General features: G+C 55.4%; 19 protein-coding genes and 1 tRNA gene. 10 read left to right on the top strand and 10 right to left on the bottom strand.

The features are described from left to right. Positions 1 to 2 precede the first annotated feature (2 nt). From B2344_RS07655 to B2344_RS07640, 4 genes are all read left to right on the top strand, one after another. The gene (locus tag B2344_RS07655; RefSeq protein ID WP_290483776.1) at positions 3 to 1,148 is read left to right on the top strand and encodes an aminotransferase class V-fold PLP-dependent enzyme; all 1,146 of its coding nucleotides are present in this window, start codon (positions 3 to 5) and stop codon (positions 1,146 to 1,148) included. A gap of 110 nt (positions 1,149 to 1,258) precedes the next feature. After that, positions 1,259 to 1,714 carry a MaoC family dehydratase gene (locus tag B2344_RS07650; protein WP_034815688.1) on the top strand — a complete coding sequence of 152 codons (456 nt, stop codon included), beginning with the start codon at positions 1,259 to 1,261 and terminating at the stop codon, positions 1,712 to 1,714. Positions 1,715 to 1,858: 144 nt separating this feature from the next. Further along, positions 1,859 to 2,272, top strand: coding sequence for a peptide-methionine (R)-S-oxide reductase MsrB (msrB, locus tag B2344_RS07645; protein ID WP_290484949.1), 414 nt, complete (start codon positions 1,859 to 1,861; stop codon positions 2,270 to 2,272). A 58-nt stretch (positions 2,273 to 2,330) separates the two neighbouring features. Beyond that, positions 2,331 to 4,574, top strand: a complete 2,244-nt coding sequence (locus B2344_RS07640; protein ID WP_290484948.1) for a S9 family peptidase — start codon at positions 2,331 to 2,333, stop codon at positions 4,572 to 4,574. A gap of 61 nt (positions 4,575 to 4,635) precedes the next feature. On the opposite strand, the gene B2344_RS07635 is transcribed toward B2344_RS07640, so the two are convergent. The 6 genes from B2344_RS07635 to B2344_RS07610 all read right to left on the bottom strand — a co-directional run bounded on the left by B2344_RS07635 (position 4,636) and on the right by B2344_RS07610 (position 8,248). Further along, positions 4,636 to 4,712: transfer RNA gene (locus B2344_RS07635), tRNA-Pro, on the bottom strand. 53 nt (positions 4,713 to 4,765) lie between these two features. Further along, positions 4,766 to 5,230 carry a MerR family transcriptional regulator gene (locus B2344_RS07630; RefSeq protein WP_290479483.1) on the bottom strand — a complete coding sequence of 155 codons (465 nt, stop codon included), beginning with the start codon at positions 5,228 to 5,230 and terminating at the stop codon, positions 4,766 to 4,768. Positions 5,231 to 5,246: 16 nt separating this feature from the next. Next, a complete protein-coding gene (locus tag B2344_RS07625) occupies positions 5,247 to 5,540 on the bottom strand; it encodes an integration host factor subunit alpha (protein WP_034815398.1) in 294 nt (97 codons plus the stop codon). A gap of 103 nt (positions 5,541 to 5,643) precedes the next feature. After that, complete coding sequence (locus B2344_RS07620; protein WP_206990538.1) at positions 5,644 to 6,615, bottom strand: beta-ketoacyl-ACP synthase III; 972 nt, start codon at positions 6,613 to 6,615, stop codon at positions 5,644 to 5,646. 23 nt (positions 6,616 to 6,638) lie between these two features. Next, complete coding sequence (gene plsX, locus B2344_RS07615) at positions 6,639 to 7,664, bottom strand: phosphate acyltransferase PlsX (protein ID WP_290479484.1); 1,026 nt, start codon at positions 7,662 to 7,664, stop codon at positions 6,639 to 6,641. A 92-nt stretch (positions 7,665 to 7,756) separates the two neighbouring features. After that, positions 7,757 to 8,248: a ubiquinol-cytochrome C chaperone family protein gene (locus B2344_RS07610; RefSeq protein WP_290484947.1), complete on the bottom strand. Its 492-nt coding sequence runs from the start codon at positions 8,246 to 8,248 to the stop codon at positions 7,757 to 7,759. A 135-nt stretch (positions 8,249 to 8,383) separates the two neighbouring features. On the opposite strand from B2344_RS07610, the gene B2344_RS07605 reads away from it, so the two are divergent. Together B2344_RS07605 and B2344_RS07600 are read left to right on the top strand one after the other, a co-directional pair. Further along, on the top strand, positions 8,384 to 8,860 hold the full coding sequence (locus B2344_RS07605; RefSeq protein WP_034815402.1) for an outer membrane protein assembly factor BamE: 477 nt from the start codon (positions 8,384 to 8,386) through the stop codon (positions 8,858 to 8,860). 240 nt (positions 8,861 to 9,100) lie between these two features. Continuing rightward, positions 9,101 to 9,295, top strand: a complete 195-nt coding sequence (locus tag B2344_RS07600; protein ID WP_206990540.1) for a hypothetical protein — start codon at positions 9,101 to 9,103, stop codon at positions 9,293 to 9,295. 12 nt (positions 9,296 to 9,307) lie between these two features. Here B2344_RS07600 and B2344_RS07595 read toward each other — a convergent pair whose 3' ends face one another. Continuing rightward, the gene (locus B2344_RS07595) at positions 9,308 to 9,493 is read right to left on the bottom strand and encodes a NepR family anti-sigma factor (protein WP_290479485.1); all 186 of its coding nucleotides are present in this window, start codon (positions 9,491 to 9,493) and stop codon (positions 9,308 to 9,310) included. A gap of 275 nt (positions 9,494 to 9,768) precedes the next feature. Between B2344_RS07595 and B2344_RS07590 the strand changes: the two genes are divergently transcribed. Together B2344_RS07590 and B2344_RS07585 are read left to right on the top strand one after the other, a co-directional pair. Then, entirely contained in the window at positions 9,769 to 10,635 is an 867-nt protein-coding gene (locus tag B2344_RS07590; RefSeq protein ID WP_206990541.1) for an alpha/beta fold hydrolase, read from the top strand. A 75-nt stretch (positions 10,636 to 10,710) separates the two neighbouring features. Further along, positions 10,711 to 11,451, top strand: a complete 741-nt coding sequence (locus B2344_RS07585; RefSeq protein WP_290484946.1) for an SDR family NAD(P)-dependent oxidoreductase — start codon at positions 10,711 to 10,713, stop codon at positions 11,449 to 11,451. Here the strand turns inward: B2344_RS07585 and B2344_RS07580 are convergent. Together B2344_RS07580 and B2344_RS07575 are read right to left on the bottom strand one after the other, a co-directional pair. Next, positions 11,448 to 12,614, bottom strand: coding sequence for a CaiB/BaiF CoA transferase family protein (locus tag B2344_RS07580; RefSeq protein ID WP_290484945.1), 1,167 nt, complete (start codon positions 12,612 to 12,614; stop codon positions 11,448 to 11,450). The genes B2344_RS07585 and B2344_RS07580 overlap by 4 nt on opposite strands. A gap of 145 nt (positions 12,615 to 12,759) precedes the next feature. After that, a complete protein-coding gene (locus tag B2344_RS07575) occupies positions 12,760 to 13,947 on the bottom strand; it encodes a glycosyltransferase family 2 protein (protein ID WP_290484944.1) in 1,188 nt (395 codons plus the stop codon). 193 nt (positions 13,948 to 14,140) lie between these two features. On the opposite strand from B2344_RS07575, the gene B2344_RS07570 reads away from it, so the two are divergent. Next, a complete protein-coding gene (locus tag B2344_RS07570; protein ID WP_206990544.1) occupies positions 14,141 to 15,187 on the top strand; it encodes a glycosyltransferase family 2 protein in 1,047 nt (348 codons plus the stop codon). Here the strand turns inward: B2344_RS07570 and B2344_RS07565 are convergent. Beyond that, the gene (locus tag B2344_RS07565) at positions 15,152 to 16,231 is read right to left on the bottom strand and encodes a D-2-hydroxyacid dehydrogenase (RefSeq protein WP_290484943.1); all 1,080 of its coding nucleotides are present in this window, start codon (positions 16,229 to 16,231) and stop codon (positions 15,152 to 15,154) included. The genes B2344_RS07570 and B2344_RS07565 overlap by 36 nt on opposite strands. Before the next feature lie 247 nt (positions 16,232 to 16,478). Between B2344_RS07565 and B2344_RS07560 the strand changes: the two genes are divergently transcribed. Continuing rightward, complete coding sequence (locus tag B2344_RS07560; protein WP_290484942.1) at positions 16,479 to 18,953, top strand: TonB-dependent siderophore receptor; 2,475 nt, start codon at positions 16,479 to 16,481, stop codon at positions 18,951 to 18,953. Positions 18,954 to 19,048 lie beyond the last annotated feature (95 nt).

Here is a 19,048-nt window from a genome sequence, read left to right as displayed (position 1 = left end):
ATATGAGCGTCATTCCAAACCAGCGCCATTTGTTCGATATCCCGGACGATGTTGCCTATTTCAACACAGCAACGATGGGACCGATGACGACAGCCTCGGTCGAAGCCGGTAAAGCCGGACTGGCCCGGAAGCTGCGGCCTTGGTCTATTCAGGACACAGACTTCTTTGCGGATACTGCGCGCCTCCGTCCCCTACTGGCCCAATTAATCCATGCTGACACCGACGGCATCGCCTTTGTCCCATCTGTGAGTTACGCGCTAGCCACGGCTGCCGCCAACATAAGCTTGGCAGAAGGTCAGGAAATTCTTGTCCTGGAGGACCAGTTTCCCTCGAATGTTTATGTGTGGCGCGCCTTGGCGGAGTCTACCGGCGCCCAGCTGAAAACCATCACCCGCACGGGCAGTTCGACTCTGTCCGACTGTCTTCTCAACGAAATCGGGCCCAATACCGGACTTGTGGCTTGCGCTCATATTCGCTGGACCGACGGTGCATTGGTCGATGTCGCGGCGGTCGGCAAAAAATGCCGGGATTATGGGGCCGCCTTCGTGCTGGACCTGACCCAAAGCTGCGGTGCACTGGATTTCAATACGCAAAATGTTCAACCCGACTTCGTGGCAGTCGCCGGTTACAAATGGCTGCTCGGTCCCTATGCGACCGGCTTCCTATATGCGGCCCCAAAACATAGATCGGGCCGTCCATTGGAGCAGAATTGGATCACCCGGAAAGGCGCCTCCAATTTCGCGAGGTTGATTGACTATTCTGACGAATTCGGAGCCGGGGCCGAACGGTTTGACATGGGGGAGCGTTCGAATTTCGCACTACTTCCAGCCTTCGAAAGCGCCGTTCGCACAATTCTGGATTGGGGCGTCGAAAACGTGGAGCGCACGCTTCGCACCCGCAATGCCGACCTGTCGCAAAGGCTCAATTCAGTTGGAGTGTTGTGCCCTCCAGAGGCCGAGCGCGGCCCCCACTATCTCTGCCCCTTACTGCCGGACTCTGCGCCCGAAGACCTGACGGCACGCCTGAAGGCCGAAGGAATTTTTGTGTCTCGCCGAGGCGACCGGTTGCGCATCACTCAGCACCTCTTCACGAATGACAAAGACACCAACCGGCTCGTGGAACGCCTCGCCTATTTCCTCCGATCCTGAGCAGCTCAGCCGGTACCTGCTCTGCTACAATCTGCACTTGCCGCTCGGTCAAGCTTGCCGAGACGTCAATCGCACGCCAAAACAGGGAAAATTTCTAATTGGAGGAAAACATGGCGGACCCACGCACAGTTGCATATGACGATCTCGAATCCCTGGCTGGCCAGGAAGTCGGCGTGTCCGATTGGCACACAATTGATCAGGATCGCGTCAATATGTTTGCCGAAGCCACGGGCGATCATCAGTGGATCCATGTGGATGTCGAACGCGCCACGAAGGAACTCGGCAGCCCCATTGCGCACGGCTTCCTGACCCTATCGCTGCTGCCAATGCTGGGCTCTGAAGTCCTGCGCGTCTCCGGCACGACACGCGGCATCAATTACGGCTCCGACAAGGTCCGGTTCACGAATATGGTGCCGGTCGGCTCCAAGGTGCGCCTGCGCCAGAAATGCCTGTCGGTTGAGCCGAAGGCTGGCGGCAAGCAGATGAAGATGGAAGCCACGGTGGAAATCGAAGGCCAGGAGCGCCCCGCGCTGGTCGCAGAATCCATTACGGTTCTGTACGGCTAGTTTCAATGCCCATTCCCAAACCATTCAAGGGATCGCTCTCCGGCGATCCCTTTTTCTTTGCCGCTTTCCCTCCAGATTGCATCACCTATCATGGTGTGATGCTCCGAACCGCCTATATGATACGCGAACACTCTCATGGAGCTCATGATGACAAAAAACAGGATTCAGCGGTCCGACCGCGAATGGCGCGAGATACTGACTGAAGAGGAATATCGCGTCGGTATCAAAGAGGGTACCGAGCGTGCCTTCACGCCCGGCAATCACAATGACGAACACCGCGAGGGACTCTTTCACTGCAAGGGGTGCGATACGCCGCTCTGGTCGTCTGAGCACAAATTCGAGTCTGGAACGGGATGGCCGAGTTTCTGGCAGCCAGCAAGCGAAGGCGTGGTTGCGACCAAGACCGACTTCAAGATGATCTTGCCGCGCACTGAATGCCATTGTGCAATCTGCGGCATGCATCAGGGACACGTTTTCAAGGATGGGCCGCCGCCCACCGGAGAACGTTGGTGCATCAACGGCGTCGTTCTTGAGTTCAAACCGACCAAACAGGCCTAGACACGATCAGAAGCAGCTGTTCCTATCGAGGCTTGCTCACAGCTTCGGAGTCTTTGATATGCGCCTCCTTCCCCTTTTCATGATCAGCGCTGCCGCGATGGCGCTTACGACCGGATGCACCATGACTGAAACACCTTCCCCCGATCTGACCCAGGCCGACACCTCATCGCCAAATGCGCAAGCGGCGGCGCCCCTCACATCGCCAGTTGCCCCGCGCATTGATCATGAAATCACGCAGGTTGGGCGGACCCGCAACGATCCCTATCACTGGATGAAGGATGAGAACTGGCAAGAGGTCATGCGCGACCCAGGCGTCTTGCGCCAGGATATCCGCGACTATCTCGAAGCGGAAAACGCTTTCACAAAGGCAGCTCTTGAGACTCCAACCACTGCCCTGCGCGATGAACTTTTCAAGGAGATGCGAGGACGCATCAAGGAAGACGACAGCTCGGTTCCCGAGATTGACGGTCCTTACGCATACTACACCCGCTACCGTGAGGGTGGCGAGTATCCGATTATAGCCAGAAAACCTGCCGAAAAGGCCTTTGACCCCGATGCTGAAGAAACCATCCTTTTGGACGGGGACGCACTTGGAAAGGAAGAGGACTATTTCTCATTCGGCGGTATTGATACCTCACCGGACCACAGTCTGATCGCTTATGCGACGGATACGCAAGGCAGTGAGTTTTATACAATTCGTCTAAAGAATATCGAAACTGGCGAAGATCAAGGCGTTGGCATTGAAAACGCCTATGGACCGTTTGAGTGGAGCGCCGATGGCAAGCGGATTTACTGGATCCATCGCGACGAAAACGCGAGACCGGATTCAGTTTGGCAGAGAGATCTCGAAACTGGCGAAGACACTCTGGTCTACAAGGAAAGCGATCCGGGAGTCTTTCTCAGCATTAACAAGAGTGCGAGCGAAGAAGTTATTTTCATTGGAGCGTCCAGTCACACGACATCGGAGGTTTACTGGTTTCCCGCCGACGAGGCAGATCCGGCGCCCCGAATTATCGCGCCGCGCCAAACCGACAATGAGTATAATGTCGTCCACTGGGACGATCAGTTCTACATCTATACCAATCTCGACGGCGCCGTGGACTTCAAATTGATGCGTGCCCCGATGGAGTCGACCAGTCGCGATGCATGGCAAGAAGTAGTTCCGCACCGTCCGGGCACCTTGATCTTGGGAATACAACCCCAAAAGGACTTTCTCGCCATCATGGAGCGCGAGAACAGCCTGCCACAGATCGTTATTCGGGCGCGTGAGGACGGCTCCAGCCACAGGATCAATTTCGAGGAAGCGGCATATTCGCTGGGCCTCGATAGCGGATATGATTTTGCGACGCCAATCCTGCGATTTGAATATTCATCTCCAACGACTCCGGACCAGGTATTCGACTATGATCTGAACACACACGAACGCACGCTTCGCAAGACGCAGGAAGTGCCATCGGGCCACAAACCAGAAGATTATGTTGCCGAGCGATTGATGGCGCCGTCATGGGACGGAGTGGAGGTGCCGATCACGCTACTGCGCCACAAATCAACTCCCGTTGATGGCTCGGCGCCCATGTTGCTGTATGGGTATGGATCATACGGAATCACCTACCCAGCTGATTTCCGCACCAGCCGACTCAGCCTTGTCGACCGCGGCGTGATCTATGCGATTGTGCATCCTCGCGGCAGCATGTCCAAGGGGTATCAATGGTATCTCGACGGCAAGCTCGAAAAGAAATCAAACACGTTCAAGGATTTCATCGCGGCCGGACATTATCTCGTCGATCAAAACTACACGTCTGAAGGCAACATCGTTGCCTATGGCGGATCTGCCGGAGGACTTCTCATGGGCGCGGTCGCAAACATGGACCCGGAACTGTTTGGCGGCATTATCGCAGCCGTACCATTTGTCGATGTTGTGAATACCATGTCTGACGAAAGCCTGCCGCTGACGCCGCCGGAATGGCCGGAATGGGGCAACCCACTTACGTCCGCCGAAGATTACGACACGATCATGGCCTATAGCCCATATGACAATGTAGCCGACAAGCCATATCCGCCCATGCTCATCACTGGCGGCCTGTCGGACCCGCGTGTCACCTATTGGGAGCCCACAAAATGGGCTGCACGCCTGCGCCACGATGCGCCCGATGCTGGCCCTTACTTTCTGCGCATCGAGATGGAAGGCGGCCATGGCGGTGCATCCGGTCGCTTCGAAGGCCTGAAGGATATCGCGCTCGATTATGCCTTCGCTCTTGCGGCCATGGGCAAAGTTGATGGTGTGGATTTTAAAGAAGAATAGTCCGGCCCGGATGCCGCCACTTCACGCCCAATTCAATCTCCGGATTGGATTGGGCGGTGAATGGTCGGAGCGATAGGATTCGAACCTACGACCCCTCGCCCCCCAGGCGAGTGCGCTACCGGGCTGCGCCACGCTCCGACACCGGCGGCTTGTACCCAAGCCGCCAATATTCCGCAATGTCTTATGTGGGTTCAGGCTGCGCGAGTCTGGCGAACCGCGTCGAGCCGGGCTTTCAGATCTTTCAGTTCGACCAATGTATCCTGAAGGCGTTCTCTGGGATCGCCTGATACTTCAGCTGCCACATCAGCCCGGAACGCGTCTGCCACGCTTTTCTGAAGCTCGCGCGCCGGGCTCGTGCCGAGCGTTGCTGCTCCGGAGAGGACCGCTGGGACACCCTGCTCGGCAAGCAATGCCTTGGCACCTTTGAGCGTCATTCCTTTTTCGTGCACGAGAGTCTGGATGGCCCGAAGCGCATCCAGGTCCTGCGGACGGAACATGCGGCGACCATCGGCGCGCTTGATCGGACGGACATCCTTGGTGAATTTGGTTTCCCAATATCGGATCACATGTGTCTCGAGCCCAAGCTCGCCTGCAGCCTCGCCAATCGAACGGAATGCCTGAGCTGATTTGGTGACGCGGGCTCGGTTTGCCGACATGAGGGATCCTTCCTGACTATTTGTGGTCCACCAATGATTTCAACATTGGTGAAGGGCGGAAGGTGACGACGCGGCGAGCGGCGATGACAGCTTCCTGCCCGGTTTTCGGGTTGCGGCCTTCCCGTGGCGCTTTTGATCGCACCACAAAATTACCGAAGCGAGAGAGCTTGACCTCATCCTGAGTTTCCAGAGCCGACCCGATCAATTCCAGCGTTCTGTCCAACAAGTCCGAAGACTCTTGGCGAGTCACACCGACTTCGCGGACTATGGCATCCGTGACTTCTGCCCTGGTGACGGTCTGATTGCTCATGGGATTCTCCCGCTCTGGTTAATGGTTAAACGCGTTTCGTTAACGGATCCCTAGCGAAACCGTTGCGTCAATTCTTTGATAATGCTGATTTTTGAGGATCAGGCTAGAGGCGGAAAAGGCTCGCACCCCAGGAAAATCCACCGCCCATTGCTTCCGAAAGAATCAAGTCGCCCGGTTTAGCGCGGCCCGTTCGAACGGCATGATCCAGCGCGAGCGGAATGGACGCTGCAGATGTGTTGGCGTGCTGGTCGACCGTGATGATGACCTTTTCGTCATCAATCTTCATCCGTTTCGCCACGGCGTCGAGAATGCGCTTATTGGCTTGATGAGGAACAAACCAGTCAATCTGCTCAGAGCTCAGACCAGTTTCATCCAGCACGGCCTGGATCGCCGAGGAGATGTTGGCGACAGCATGGCGGAATACCCTGTTTCCTTCCATACGCACGTGACCGATCGTTCCCGTCGAGCTTACACCACCATCTACATAGAGCAGATCGGATTTCGTACCATCGGTCCGTATATGATGTGTGATTATCCCGGCATCATCAGCGCCAGTCCACTCCTCAGCTTGCAGCACGACCGCACCGCCGCCGTCGCCGAAAAGAACGCAAGTTCCCCGATCTGACCAATCCAGAATGCGCGTGAAGGTTTCAGCTCCAATCACGAGCGCGGAATTGAACAGGCCCTGCTTAAGCATGGAATCGGCGGTCGCGAGCGCGAACAGGAAACCTGAGCAGACCGCCTGAACGTCAAAAGCTGCGCCATGATCCATGCCGAGCTTGGCCTGAACAGCGGTGGCGGTCGCGGGGAATGTCTGATCGGGCGTGGTGGTGGCCAACACGATCAGGTCTATATCGCTCGCTTGAAGGCCTGCAGCCTCTAGCGCACGTTTCGCCGCTGCGGCCGCAATGTCGGACGTGACTTCGCCGTCAGCGGCAATATGTCGACGTCGAATTCCGGTGCGCTCCACGATCCAGTCGTCGGTCGTCTCGACCATTTTCGACAGGTCCTCATTTGTCAGGACCTTCTCTGGCAGATAGCTGCCGGTTCCACGGATAAAACTGCGCCGCGCCATGTCTTGCCTATCAATAGGACGGCCTATTCGGCCGCCATACCTTTCGTTCTGATTTTCTCGAGATTGGCCGCAACCTCATCCCTGAAGTGACTTGCCGCGAGATCTGCTGCCAACTCGCAAGCCCTGGCAAAGCCTCGACTGTCTGTGCCGCCATGACTTTTGACTGATACGCCGCCCAAGCCCAATAGCACACCGCCATTTACATTGCTTGGGTTCATCTGCTCTCGCAGACCTTTCAAACCACCCATGGCGAGCAATGCGCCGACCTTGGACAGGACGCTGCTTGTCAGCGCTTCACGCACGCGTGTTCCCAACATTCGGGCAACGCCTTCACCAGCCTTGAGCGCGACATTTCCGGTAAAACCATCAGTCACGATGACGTCGACGGTACCCGATGAAATGTCATCGCCTTCGATAAAGCCATGATAGGCAAGGTCGAGCCCGGAATTGCGCAACCATTCGTGCGCCTCACGGATCTCGTCATGCCCCTTCATCTCCTCGGAGCCGATATTGAGGATACCTATGGTCGGCTTCTCGATGCCAAGAATGGCGCGTGCATAAGCTTCGCCCATAATCGCGAAGGTAACGAGTTGTGCCGCGTCTGCTTCAAGGTTCGCGCCGACATCCAACACGACGCTCCGCCCCCGAAGAGTCGGCCACGCCGCGGTCATTGCCGGACGGTGCACGCCATCCATCTTGCGCAGGACCAGCATGGAGATCGCCATCAAGGCACCCGTATTGCCCGCCGAAACTGCAGCGCTCGCGTGGCCATCTTTAACGTCATGAATAGCATTCCACATCGAGGATCCCTTGCCGCGCCGAAGGGCCTGGCTGGGTTTCATGTCGCTGGTCACATGAAGATCGGTGTGAACGATTTCGATACGCTCCGACGGTTTGGACAGGAGCGGCTTCAGCTGAGCTTCGTCACCATGCAGACGCACGGAGGCATCCGGACGCGCCGCAAGAAAGAGCTCTGCGCCCGCGACCGTCACATCGGGGGCCTGGTCGCCCCCCATTGCGTCAATTGCCAGTATTAGGCCTTGGGCCATTGGGCTTCCGTGCTCCACCAGTTCGTTCGGGATACTTTTCGGTGTTTACGGCGCGCCTCTGTCATTGGCAACGCCGGGGATGTGAACGATGGCTAATCTTGACCCGGCAGCTGCCAGGACAATTTGCCGGCGAGCACATCGTCGTCCGCTGCAGCGGCAAAGCACGTCGCGTTGTGTAACAAAAAGGCCGCAAGCAGGGGTTCCCGGCCCGGTTCGCTTATCCCGTTTCGTTTGGCACATTCAGACACGGTTTGATGGATCTCTGAATGAGGAACGCTCAAGGCCTCCAAAAAGGCCTTGCCGAGACCATAGTGCAGCTCCGCCAGTTTTCGAACTTTGCGAGCAATAGACGAATCACCGACCCCCAATTCGCGGAACGCTGCGTCAAATCCATCCAGCGCCAGACGATTCACATGTTCGGCGATCTTTCGTGCGCGGGCCGAGTCGATGTGCTTCAAACGCCGTATGACCAATGTGGCGTTTGCCGTAATCATCGCAGCACGGCCCTCGAATGTGTCCCGCGCCGCCCCTTGCTCGTACAAGACCGGCTGCAGCGCGGCGGCGGCGAGGTCTGTGTACAGCATGTGGGCTGAGGCCTGGACCGTGCCCCCCCGCCCACTCCAGAGATTGCGAAACCCGACCACACCTGCACTCCTTCGCTTGCCAAGACCGGCCACCAACAGCTAGGTCTTTCAGAACGAATTAACAGGAGTAGTCCTATGTCGCGATGTGCGATACTGGCACTGTCACTACTGGCTCTGCCCCTTACAGCTTGCTTGACGCCATCGCGCGATTATCACGGCTATGTGGCGGACGAAGCTCAGCCTCGCGAAATGAAGCCAGGCGAAGATACTCGCTCCAGCGTGTTGGCCCAACTTGGGTCGCCCTCCACCACCAGCATCTTTGACGAGAACACCTGGATCTACATGTCCGAACTTCAGGAGCGCATTGCGTATCTGAACCCGAAGGTGAAAACTCGCAGCGTTGTCGCCATACGCTTTGGTGAAGACGACAAAGTAGAAGAAGTCGTCGAATATGATCAGGATGCTGGCCAGATCGTGAATTATGCGTCGCGTGAAACGCCAACTCGCGGCCGAGAGCTTGGCTTCTGGGAGCAGATCTTCGGTACGATCGGCGCGGTTCAGCTGCCACGCACCAATGAAGCCACGCCGGACAATCCGACCGGTCGTCGTTAGGGTACTGGCCTCTTGGCTCCATAGCAAAAGATGCAGCCCATATAGGGACCGCTCTATCTCGCGTGGAGTGAATTATAGAAAAGTAACTCGCCTCTTGGCGGATTTCGGGGTAGTCTTGGCTTATTCCGTCACGATTTGGCGAAAGGCGACGCGATAGACGTTCCAGCCTCAGACGGAAAAGGTGTGTAGTTGTGTGGAATTTCGGTTCCGAACGAACAACCTTGAAGCAGGAGGATGGTGATGGTCTGGAGACTACCTCTCTTAAACAGGACCTTGAAGTCGCTGCAAAAATCGAGTGAACAGTCATCAACACAAATGTTGGCGACGGACGATATCCAAAAGCGCTATGAAGCGGTCAAGTGCTTGGCCAAGCAGCGTTTGGATCGTGCAGACAGGCTGATTTTCGAGGAAGATATCCCTCAACAATTTGGCTGAGGCCAAGCGTCTTCAGTCCTTGCGCTTAGTCTGTTTTGATTCCTGAGCACGCAGCTCATCCAAAAGATCCAACATGGATTGTGGGCACGGCTCCGCGAGAACTTCCGCATAGGCTTCGCGCAATGCCGCTCCAAGTTTGGCGGCACGCTTGATGCGTGCGACATCGTGTTCACTTAGATGCTTAGCGACCGCTTTCACGCTGCCCCTCCCAGTGCGCTCCCCAGATTCCGATCATCCATTCTGACCATAATCACGCCAAAAAAATATATGGTGGAAGCTTTAATATGCTCTTACCATTCTCCCTTTAGGCGAAAAATACTCTCGAGCTTTGCCTGTGTATCGCCCATGCATTGTTGTCACCACATCTGTCCTTGCTTGGCGAAAAAGCTGTTTCACTCGTTTAGCCGTCGCCAGAGGCGCATGCCGCTACGGAGAGACTGGACAAGCTTGGCAAGGCCCGAAACTATAGCCAGATGATACATGGACCAACCTCCCAAACCTATATTTCGCAACGCCTTCGTCTTCACTATGTGGATTGGGGCAATGAAACCGCTCCACCTTTGATTCTCTTGCATGGCGGACGAGACCACTGCCGTAGCTGGGACTGGGTTGCCCAGGAACTTCGCAAGGATTGGCATGTCATCGCCCCCGACTTGCGAGGGCATGGTGATAGCGCTTGGTCGGCCGATGGCGAGTATTCTGCGCGGGCCTGCCTGTACGATTTTGCTCAACTCATCCATCAGAAAAAACTCGCACCGGTTACGATTGTTGCCCACTCCTACGGCGGCAACATCGCGTTGCGGTATTCCGGGATCTATCCAGACAATGTACGCAAATTGGTGGCCATTGAGGGTCTGGGCCCCTCCCCCAAAATGCTGAAAGAGCGGTTTGGACGCCCGATCGGCGAGCGCATGCGCGAGTGGATCGATTCCAAGCGCGGCATGGCCGGGCGGACGCCGAAAAAGTATGGCAGCCTCGAAGAAGCATACACGCGCATGAAGGATGAAAACAGCTATCTCAATGACGAGCAGGCGCGACACCTGACCCTGCACGGGATCAGCCAGAATGAAGATGGCACATGGTCGTGGAAATTCGACAACTACTTTCGCACGTTCCCGCCCTACGACATGGCGCAGGAAGATGTGGAGCAGTTGTGGGGAGAGATCACTTGTCCGACCTTGCTGCTCTATGGAGAAAAAAGCTGGGCTTCGAACCCCGCAGAGGATGGCCGGATCGAGAAGTTCAACACGGCGACTGTCAAACTCTACAAGGATGCCGGTCATTGGTTGCACCATGACAAGTTCGAACAATTCATGGGCGACTTGAAGGCGTTTCTCTGATCGACTGCCCCGAGGACAGTGCTGGCGCGCAGGCGCAACTGCACTAAGCTCTCCAAAAATACTGGAGGGATAGCCATGAACGATCCACTACTGAATTTCGAAGGCAAGGTGGCCCTGATTACCGGCGGCAGTCGCGGACTGGGATACCAGATGGCAAAAGCGCTTGCTGCACGCGGCGCAGATATCATCATAGCCAGCCGCAAAGTGGATACCTGTGAAGCGGTGGCTGAAGAGGTTCGGGCAATGGGACAGCGTGCTCTCGCCGTAGGTGCGCATTGCGGGAAATGGGACGAGATCGATAAGCTGATCGAAGCGGCATACGCCGAATTCGGGCACGTCGACATTTTGATAAACAATGCCGGCATGGGGCCGCGTATGCCGAGCCATGAGGTGCCCGAAAGTCTGTATGACAGTGTGCTGAACTTGAACCTGAAAGGCCCCTATCGTCTGGCGAGCATAATCGGCCAAAAGATGAAAGCGCAGGGCTCTGGCAGCATTCTCAACATCTCTTCGATTGCCTCCCTCCAGCCACTGGCCCAAGTCGTTCCTTACAGCGCGGCCAAGGCTGGTCTCAACGCGATGACGATTGGCATGGCCAAGGAGTATGCGCCGCACGTTCGTGTAAACTGTATCTGCGCAGGCCCTTTCCTGACCGATATTGCGGACGCATGGACCGACGAAGCCCGCCAAACAGCGGATAACGCCCTCCGTCGCCCCGGACGCCCCGAAGAAATCGTATCGGCTGCCCTTTATCTATTGAGCGACGCGGCCAGTTTCTCCACCGGATCCGTGATCTCGGTAGATGGCGGGACCTAGTCGATCCCCAATCCCAACTCGGACAATACGAGCTCCGTATGTTCGCCAATTCTTGGCGCCGGAGCGATTTCTCGCTGCTGCGTGCCTCGAAAAGTGACGGGTGGCTGCGTTTCCCAATAATGACCTTCCGTCGGGTGCTCGCGTCGTTGAAAGAAGCCTGTCGCCACAAGATGCGGGTCTGATTGCAGATCCGGGAAATCGTTCACACGGGCCGCCGGAATATCTGCTTTCGCCAACGCGTCAATCCAATACTCCGTCGTCTGCTTGTCAAAATATTCCTGCACGCGCGACATCATGTAGTCCTGATTGAAAAACCGCCCCTTGCGATCGGCGATGCGTTCGTCCTGCAATTCTTCCGGGGCACCCATGACGTCGAACAGTTTGATCCAGCGCGCGTCAACATAAGGTGCAATCACGATCCAGCCATTCGACGTCTTGAGCGGCTGGCGTGAAGGGTCGACCTGACGCTGATACAGGAATGGTCCGACCGGTGGATCGAACTCAGCCTCGTAGAAATGCTCCTCCAAGAGGAAGTGCGTCACGCATTCGAACATGGGAACTTCGACATGAACTGCCTCGCCCGTGCGGTCGCGATGGTGAAGTGCCGCAAGCGTTGCATACATTGCATGCATTCCGGAAACCTTGTCGGCGAAGGCGGTGGGAATAAAGCGCGGTCGCTCGTTTCCGTCTACCTTTGGCAAGAGCATGGTTGCGCCGGACAGGCCCTGAATCAGGTCATCATAGGCAGGGCGACCTGCATAGGGACCATCCGATCCGAAGCCCAGGCAATGGACATAGACAATGTCGGGCTTGATTGCACGGACCTCTTCGAACGTCAGGCCGAGGCGCGTAACCGCATCTGGGCGAATATTGTGGATGAAGACATCGCTCTGCTGGATCAGCTTCCTTATGGCCGCCTTACCGGGTTCAGATTTCAAGTCCCAGACGACGGAGCGCTTACCTCGATTAATCGTCAAATGGCATGGTCCCATGCTACGATTGTTCGCAGGCTTGCCAACATTGCGAAAATCATCCCCTCCCTTTGGCTCTACCTTTACGACATCCGCGCCCATGTCGGCCAAGGTCTGCGTGCAATAAGGACCGAAAATGACTGTGGTCATGTCCGCAATCTTGATGTCCGACAGAAGGTTGGTGCCTGGCATGTTGCGCATCCTCCAAATTTAGTCTTGCTGCGATTGGCGAGCCGCAGATGCTTCCAAGGCAATTAGACGGGGTGTCGTTAGGACAGACAAGCCGGATCAGCGTTGTTTCCACGCATAAATAACCGGTACGAGGATCTGCCGTTTTTCAGATTGCGCTGGCTAGTCGAGAGACTCCGGTTCGGACCCCCAATCGCACACCTGTCAGGCGCCAAAAAAGCCCCCAATACACTCGGGCGCGCTTGAAATCACGTTCCGAAAGTTGGATGCGAATTCGATAGGTGAGCAACCCCGCAATCCGTGACAAGGCTTCATTTCGGTCTTCCAATGGAGCCAAGACATCCCTGACCCGGTCCATCCATTCCGGATGCTCTACCAGTTCATCAAGACCATAACGGCATCCAAGCATGCCGCTCAGGATATGGCCTTCCAATGGATTGAGAGGAGTAACTCGGTCAGCCTTCACGGCGCCGTGGAGTGCCTCTATCGCACTGGGCCAAAGCTTCTTGCGCGCCGCGATTACCGCCTTCTGAAACAGCGCCCGGCGGGCACTGAATGGATCACCCTGGCCACCACTCAGTTCATCTAGCGAAAGTGTGGGCAATATTCGCTCCATTAAGCCAGTGTCCGCGGCACACCAACGGGCATATCGTGTATCGGCGGCATAGCGGATATCGCTCGGGCCGCGTGGGCCCTCATGTTGCCGCTGGAACAGAGTCACCGCGTCGACACGACGGGCTTCATAACGGCGCGCGAGTTCTATCAGCACCGCATAATCCTCCGACACCGTTATATGCTCAGGCAACGGACCGATAGCGTCGTAGCAAGATTTCCTTACGAGCAAGCATGGTTGGCCGGTGATGAAACAATCCTCGAGCACATGTAGAAAGAATGATCGTCCATCTTCTGGCGGATAGGGGAACGTCTTTACATACTCGGTCCGACCGGTGCTCGCGTCCACGGAGAATTTCTGCAACGCACCATACGAGATGTTTGTGTCCGAACACTCCAGAAATGGTGTGATCAGGTTCTCTAGCGCATCCGCTGGTGCGATATCGTCATCATCCATGATCCAGATGAGGTCGCCGCTTGCGCAGGTGAGTCCGACGTTCAGAGCTGAAAGTTTCCCGCCATTCGCCTTCTTCAAATACCTGACTTGCCGCTCATACGCTGCCACCACACGATCCGTGTGGTCGGTAGAACCGTCGTCAACGACAATGATTTCTTCAATGGGCCAAGTCTGCGCCAACAAACTATCGATACTTTCCGCAATCAGATGAGCCCGATTAAAGGTCGGAAGGATTACGGTTACGGATGGCGGGGCAACAGACGTCATGTGGATGCTTGGAACTCAATGGCATGCAAGAGGAAGATAATAGGGACAGCGCAATATTCGAGCCAAAGAAATTGATGTTCTTCCAGATTTCGGTATGAAAATCGCATGGGATGCTATTGTTTTTCCAGTCACTTCCCCATGACTCAACGTATTTGAACTTCGTTTTTCTCGAAAAGAAAGCAAATTCGTACAAATGAACAACGAAATCACGCCCCCACAAATTGCCCGTGTAACGATTGTCGTTTCACCGAGAGAGCGTTTCGAACAGGCTGAGATGTCATTGAGTTCCTGCTTTGACATGACCGATACGCCATTCCAAATGGTCTATATTGACGGTGGTTCGCCGCGAGACATCGCACATGTTCTGAAGACTGAAGTGGAAACGCGGGGACACACTTACATCCGGCGGGACGGGTTCCTGACGCCCAATGACGCTCGCAACACCGCGCTGCCATTAATTAACACCGAGTACATAGCATTCATCGACAATGATGTTGTTTTTCAGCCCGGGTGGCTGGACGCTCTGATCCAATGTGCAGATGAAACCGGCGCAGGACTGGTAACCCCCACTATTCTGGTTGGACCAGCGGCCAGAATGCCGGACCTCAGCATTCATCATGCGGGCGGCATTCTCGATATTGACGAGGGTGAGAATGGCAAAACCATCCATCGTCGTCATGGTTTCGAACACCAACCTTATCTGTCCACCAAGAACGACCTCGTTCGGCAGGAAACAGGTTGCACCGAATTTCATGTTGTCCTGGCCCGCACGGAAATGATCCGGGAAATAGGACCTTTTGATCCGAACCTTGTTGGGTTCACCGATGAAATAGACATGGCGCTGATGGCGCGCAAAAAAGGCTGGAAGATCTTTTACGAACCGGAGTCGGTCGTGGCCTACGCAGTCGGCAAAAAGCTGACTTGGCGAGATCGACCCTATTTTTGCGTTCGCTGGAGTCGTGCGCGCGTTATGCGCGCCGAGAGATATTTCTACGATAAATGGGGGCTGTCGCATGACTTCGAGCGGCAAGAGAATTTTTTGCGCGATCACAAGCGTCACGCTTTCCCGTTCAAAAAACTTCAAAGACTGGCCGGATGGCGAATAACCGTAACGGCAACCGCTTTGGTCTGTGAGGCTGTTTCTGCCTGGGCGTCTCGGCGCCTTATCAAACCGGATCAGTCACCATCTGTGCCTCTACCCCAATTAGCCAATCCAACGCCCGATTCTGTTCCAGGCTGACAACAGACGGTGGCGACCGCGAAACCGCTTTAACTCAGGGGTTAGCGAGAACACGTCTTCTTTCGAGAAGCTGTGAAGCAGGTCTTCTCCCTTCATGTACCGGGCGTAGTTTTCCTCGACCATATCCAGCGTGCGGGAAGTTCGGTCAGGCATTTGCGGTGTGAAATGCGGCGTGATCATTATGTTTGGCGCTGACCAAAGCCGATGCCACGGAGGAAGCGGCTCATAGGGGTCTGTTACGTCCAGTCCCGCGCCTGCCAGGTGTCCGGACTCCAATGCCGAGATCATTGCCCCCTCATCGACAAGCTGTGCACGCGCAACATTGATCAAATAGCTTCCCGGCGCCATCGCAGCAATTTCACGCGCCCCCAGCATTCGATAACTGTGGTCATTGAGCGACGCACACATCACCACGAAATCCGAATCCCGCACAGCATCCAACAAGCTATCCCCGCGCGTAGCGCTATACATTTGCACGCCGGGGACTTTGGCCGGAATATCTTTCCGCCGATATGCCCTGATATTCATTTCAAAGCTCTGGCACTGACGGGCAAGGCACTCTCCTGTCGCCCCATAGCCTATGATGGATATGCTTCGGCCATTTAGCCCGCGTAAGGTATCCTGATCCCGGATGCCCCAGACGCGGCGCCGCTGGGCGCGCGCAAGGGTCGATGCCCTGTACACCAGCGAGAGCATGAAGAAGACAGCGTGTTCGGCGAGCACCGGACCAGACCGGCCCTTCGAAGAAGTCACAACAAGATCGCTGTCACTCAGCCTCTGTGGTGCATAACCATCGAGGCCAGACTGGTCGCAATGCACCCATTTCAGCTTGGGCGCAGCAAGATAGCGATCATCCATCACGCCATCAATCAGGGCGACTTCGCAAGTCTGGAGAGCTGTGTCGATGGCAACCCGATCCTCTCGCTTGACGAAAACCAGTTCAGCAGGCGCAAAGATCTCTTGAAGGCGTTCGCGATGTTTCGCGGACCATGGAAGTCGTGCCATGATCTTTGGTTTGGACTCCAGGAGTTTGCGTGTTGTCATGACTAACTTCCAAGGATGGGCAATTGCACCGATGCGAAATTCTGCTGTAAACTGAAAAGAGCAAGAAGTGCGCCGTTTCTCTTCAACTATCGTCTCATTCGCACTCTTCCCTTGGTGAACCCATTGCAATCGATTGTATTTATGTATTGCAATCGATTGTATTTTGATATTATGAAGAGCCAACCGGGACGTGCCGGTCTAGAAGTCGACTGGTGCACACACCAGCAGTGATAGGGAGGAAAAAGTCATGTCGATTGTTCGCAATACACTTTTGCTTAGTGCTGGCGCATTTGCCCTGGCGAATGGCACCGCGTTCACTCAAGAAACTTTGAGTGCAACTGAGGCAGAGGCTCGACAACAAACCATCATCGTGACCGGCATCGTAAAGGCAGGCGGTCAAAACCGACTCGACAGTTCCATATCTGTCAGCAGTCTAAATCAAGACGAACTGATGAAGACTGCCCCGCGCAGCACCGCAGAAATCTTTCGCGCCCTGCCCGGCATTCGTGCCGAAAGTTCCGCCGGCGGCGGTAACTCCAATATAGCGGTCCGAGGAATGCCGCTATCCACAGGTGGGGCAAAGTATGTGAGCCTTCAGGAAGACGGGCTGCCGATACTGTTGTTCGGAGATTTCGACTTCGCGCCTGCCGATGGCTTCTACAAAGTGGACGGTACACTTGACCGCGTTGAGTCGGTTCGGGGCGGTACGGCCTCCACGCTGACCACAAACGGCCCTGGCGGCATCATCAACTTCATTTCCAAAACTGGAAGCACAGAAGGTGGTTCGATCGCACTCAGCACGGGACTCGATCATGATGATTACCGGGCAGAATTCGAGTATGGGGGCGCGCTGACTGACACTGTCTACTTCCATGTTGGAGGCCATTGGCAACAAGGTGGAGACTATCGTGATCTTGGCTTTGATGCGGTCAGTGGCGGTCAAATTCGCGCCAGCCTCACCAAGGAATTCGAGAACGGCTTCATACGCGTGAACTCGAAGTGGCTGGACAAAGCCGACGCGACATACATGCCACAAGCTGCTGGTCTGTCTGGTGATGAAGTCACCGACAGCATCGCTGGCTTCTCAGCGACGAATGACAGCCTGCACAGCCCCTACATTCGGAATGGACGCGATGTTGATGGCAACAATACCGTCAACAATTACGACCTTGCAGATGGCATCCGCACACAAATCAAGTCTCTAGGTGTTGAGGCAAACTTCGATATTGGTGCAGGAATAAATCTGGACGCCAAGGCCCGTTACCAAGACATCTCAGGCTATTTCAACGCTCCTTTCACGCACTTTGTGGGCGATGCCGATACTGTTCTGGCATCCACTTATGGCGGCGCGTCAGGGAGCTTCTTCAACGGTCCCGGCGCGGGCAATCCGGTGACCTCCGCATCGCTGGCGGCCGCAACGGGCAACCCCTACGTTTCGGAAGTTGCCTACTTCAACACCGACCTCGACGATATGAGCAATTTTGCGAGCGAGTTGCGCGCCTCCAAATCGCTGGCCTTTGAAGGCTCTTCATTGGACCTGACGGCCGGGTACTTCCTCATGAATCAGAAATTCGTTCAGGATTGGCACTGGAATCGGTTCCTGACATCAACTGACACCAATGCGGCTTTGATCGACGTGAATGGCTTCACCGACAATGGAATTCTTGGCTACAACCAAGCTTTCGGTTGGACGGGCACCAACCGCAATTATGACCTCGAATATCAGGCCCGCGCACCTTTTGTGGCAGGAAGTTGGGCACTTGATAACGGTCTGACGATTGACGGTTCAGTACGCTTCGACACGATAGAGCAAACCGGGACACGCACCGAAGGCGCTGGCGGCGCATTTGATGTAGATGGCGACGGCATTATTGACGCCCCGGAAATGATGGTATCGCTCAATACTGGCCAAGGTGGCATCGCCAACTTCGAGGTAGACCACACCTCCTTCACTCTCGGCGCGAACTATCTGGTTTCGGATACACTCTCCGTATTCGGACGCTACAGCGACGGTGCGGCCTTCAATGGCGAGCGGCAATTGTTCAATTCGCTAAATGCAGGTGGCGGACTCGTCCCTGGTAGTGAAGAGACATATGTCGATGAGACGGAACAATTCGAAGCAGGTGTGAAATGGCAAGAATCCAGTGACGCCATTCCGGGACAGCTTGACCTCTATGTCACCTATTTCAATGCAGAGACAAAAGAGGATAATTACGAAATCACGACCATGACGGCGCTGGGCAATACCTATGTCTCGCAGGGTATCGAAACTGAATTCAAATATGGTTATGGCGGCCTGGACCTGTCAGGATCGGTAACCTTCACTGATGCCGAAATAGACGATAGCGATACCGCGCCTGCCAATATCGGAAACACGCCGCGCCGTCAGGCAGATTGGATCTGGTCCCTTACACCAACTTACACGATCGACGGCCTGGGGCGCATCGGAGTGAACTTTACCGGCACCACGGACACATATGTCGATGATGACAACGTCTATGTGATGCCCGGCGCAACGATTACAAATTTCTTCGCTGATTGGGACATCACCGAACAGGCTACCTTGTCAGTTGGCGTGAACAACGTGTTCGACGAAGTCCTGTTCACAGAAGCCGAGAACGGCCGAGTGTTCGACACCGATGGCGATGGTGCTGCAGATGTCATCGTTGCCCGCTCGATCAACGGCACCTCCGCGACTGCAACTCTCAGATACCGCTTCTGATTGCCTCCTGCATTGTAGCTGAGAAAGCCAGTCCTTTTCGGAGCCTGCCATTCACACTGGCAGGCTCCCATCTTTTCAGGACGAAGTGCTAGCCA

Origin of the sequence: Hyphomonas sp. UBA3195 (assembly GCF_002366485.1) — a bacterium.
GTDB lineage: Bacteria > Pseudomonadota > Alphaproteobacteria > Caulobacterales > Hyphomonadaceae > Hyphomonas.
The sequence above is the reverse complement of the archived record's forward strand: the minus strand, read 5'-3'. Positions and strand labels throughout refer to the sequence as shown.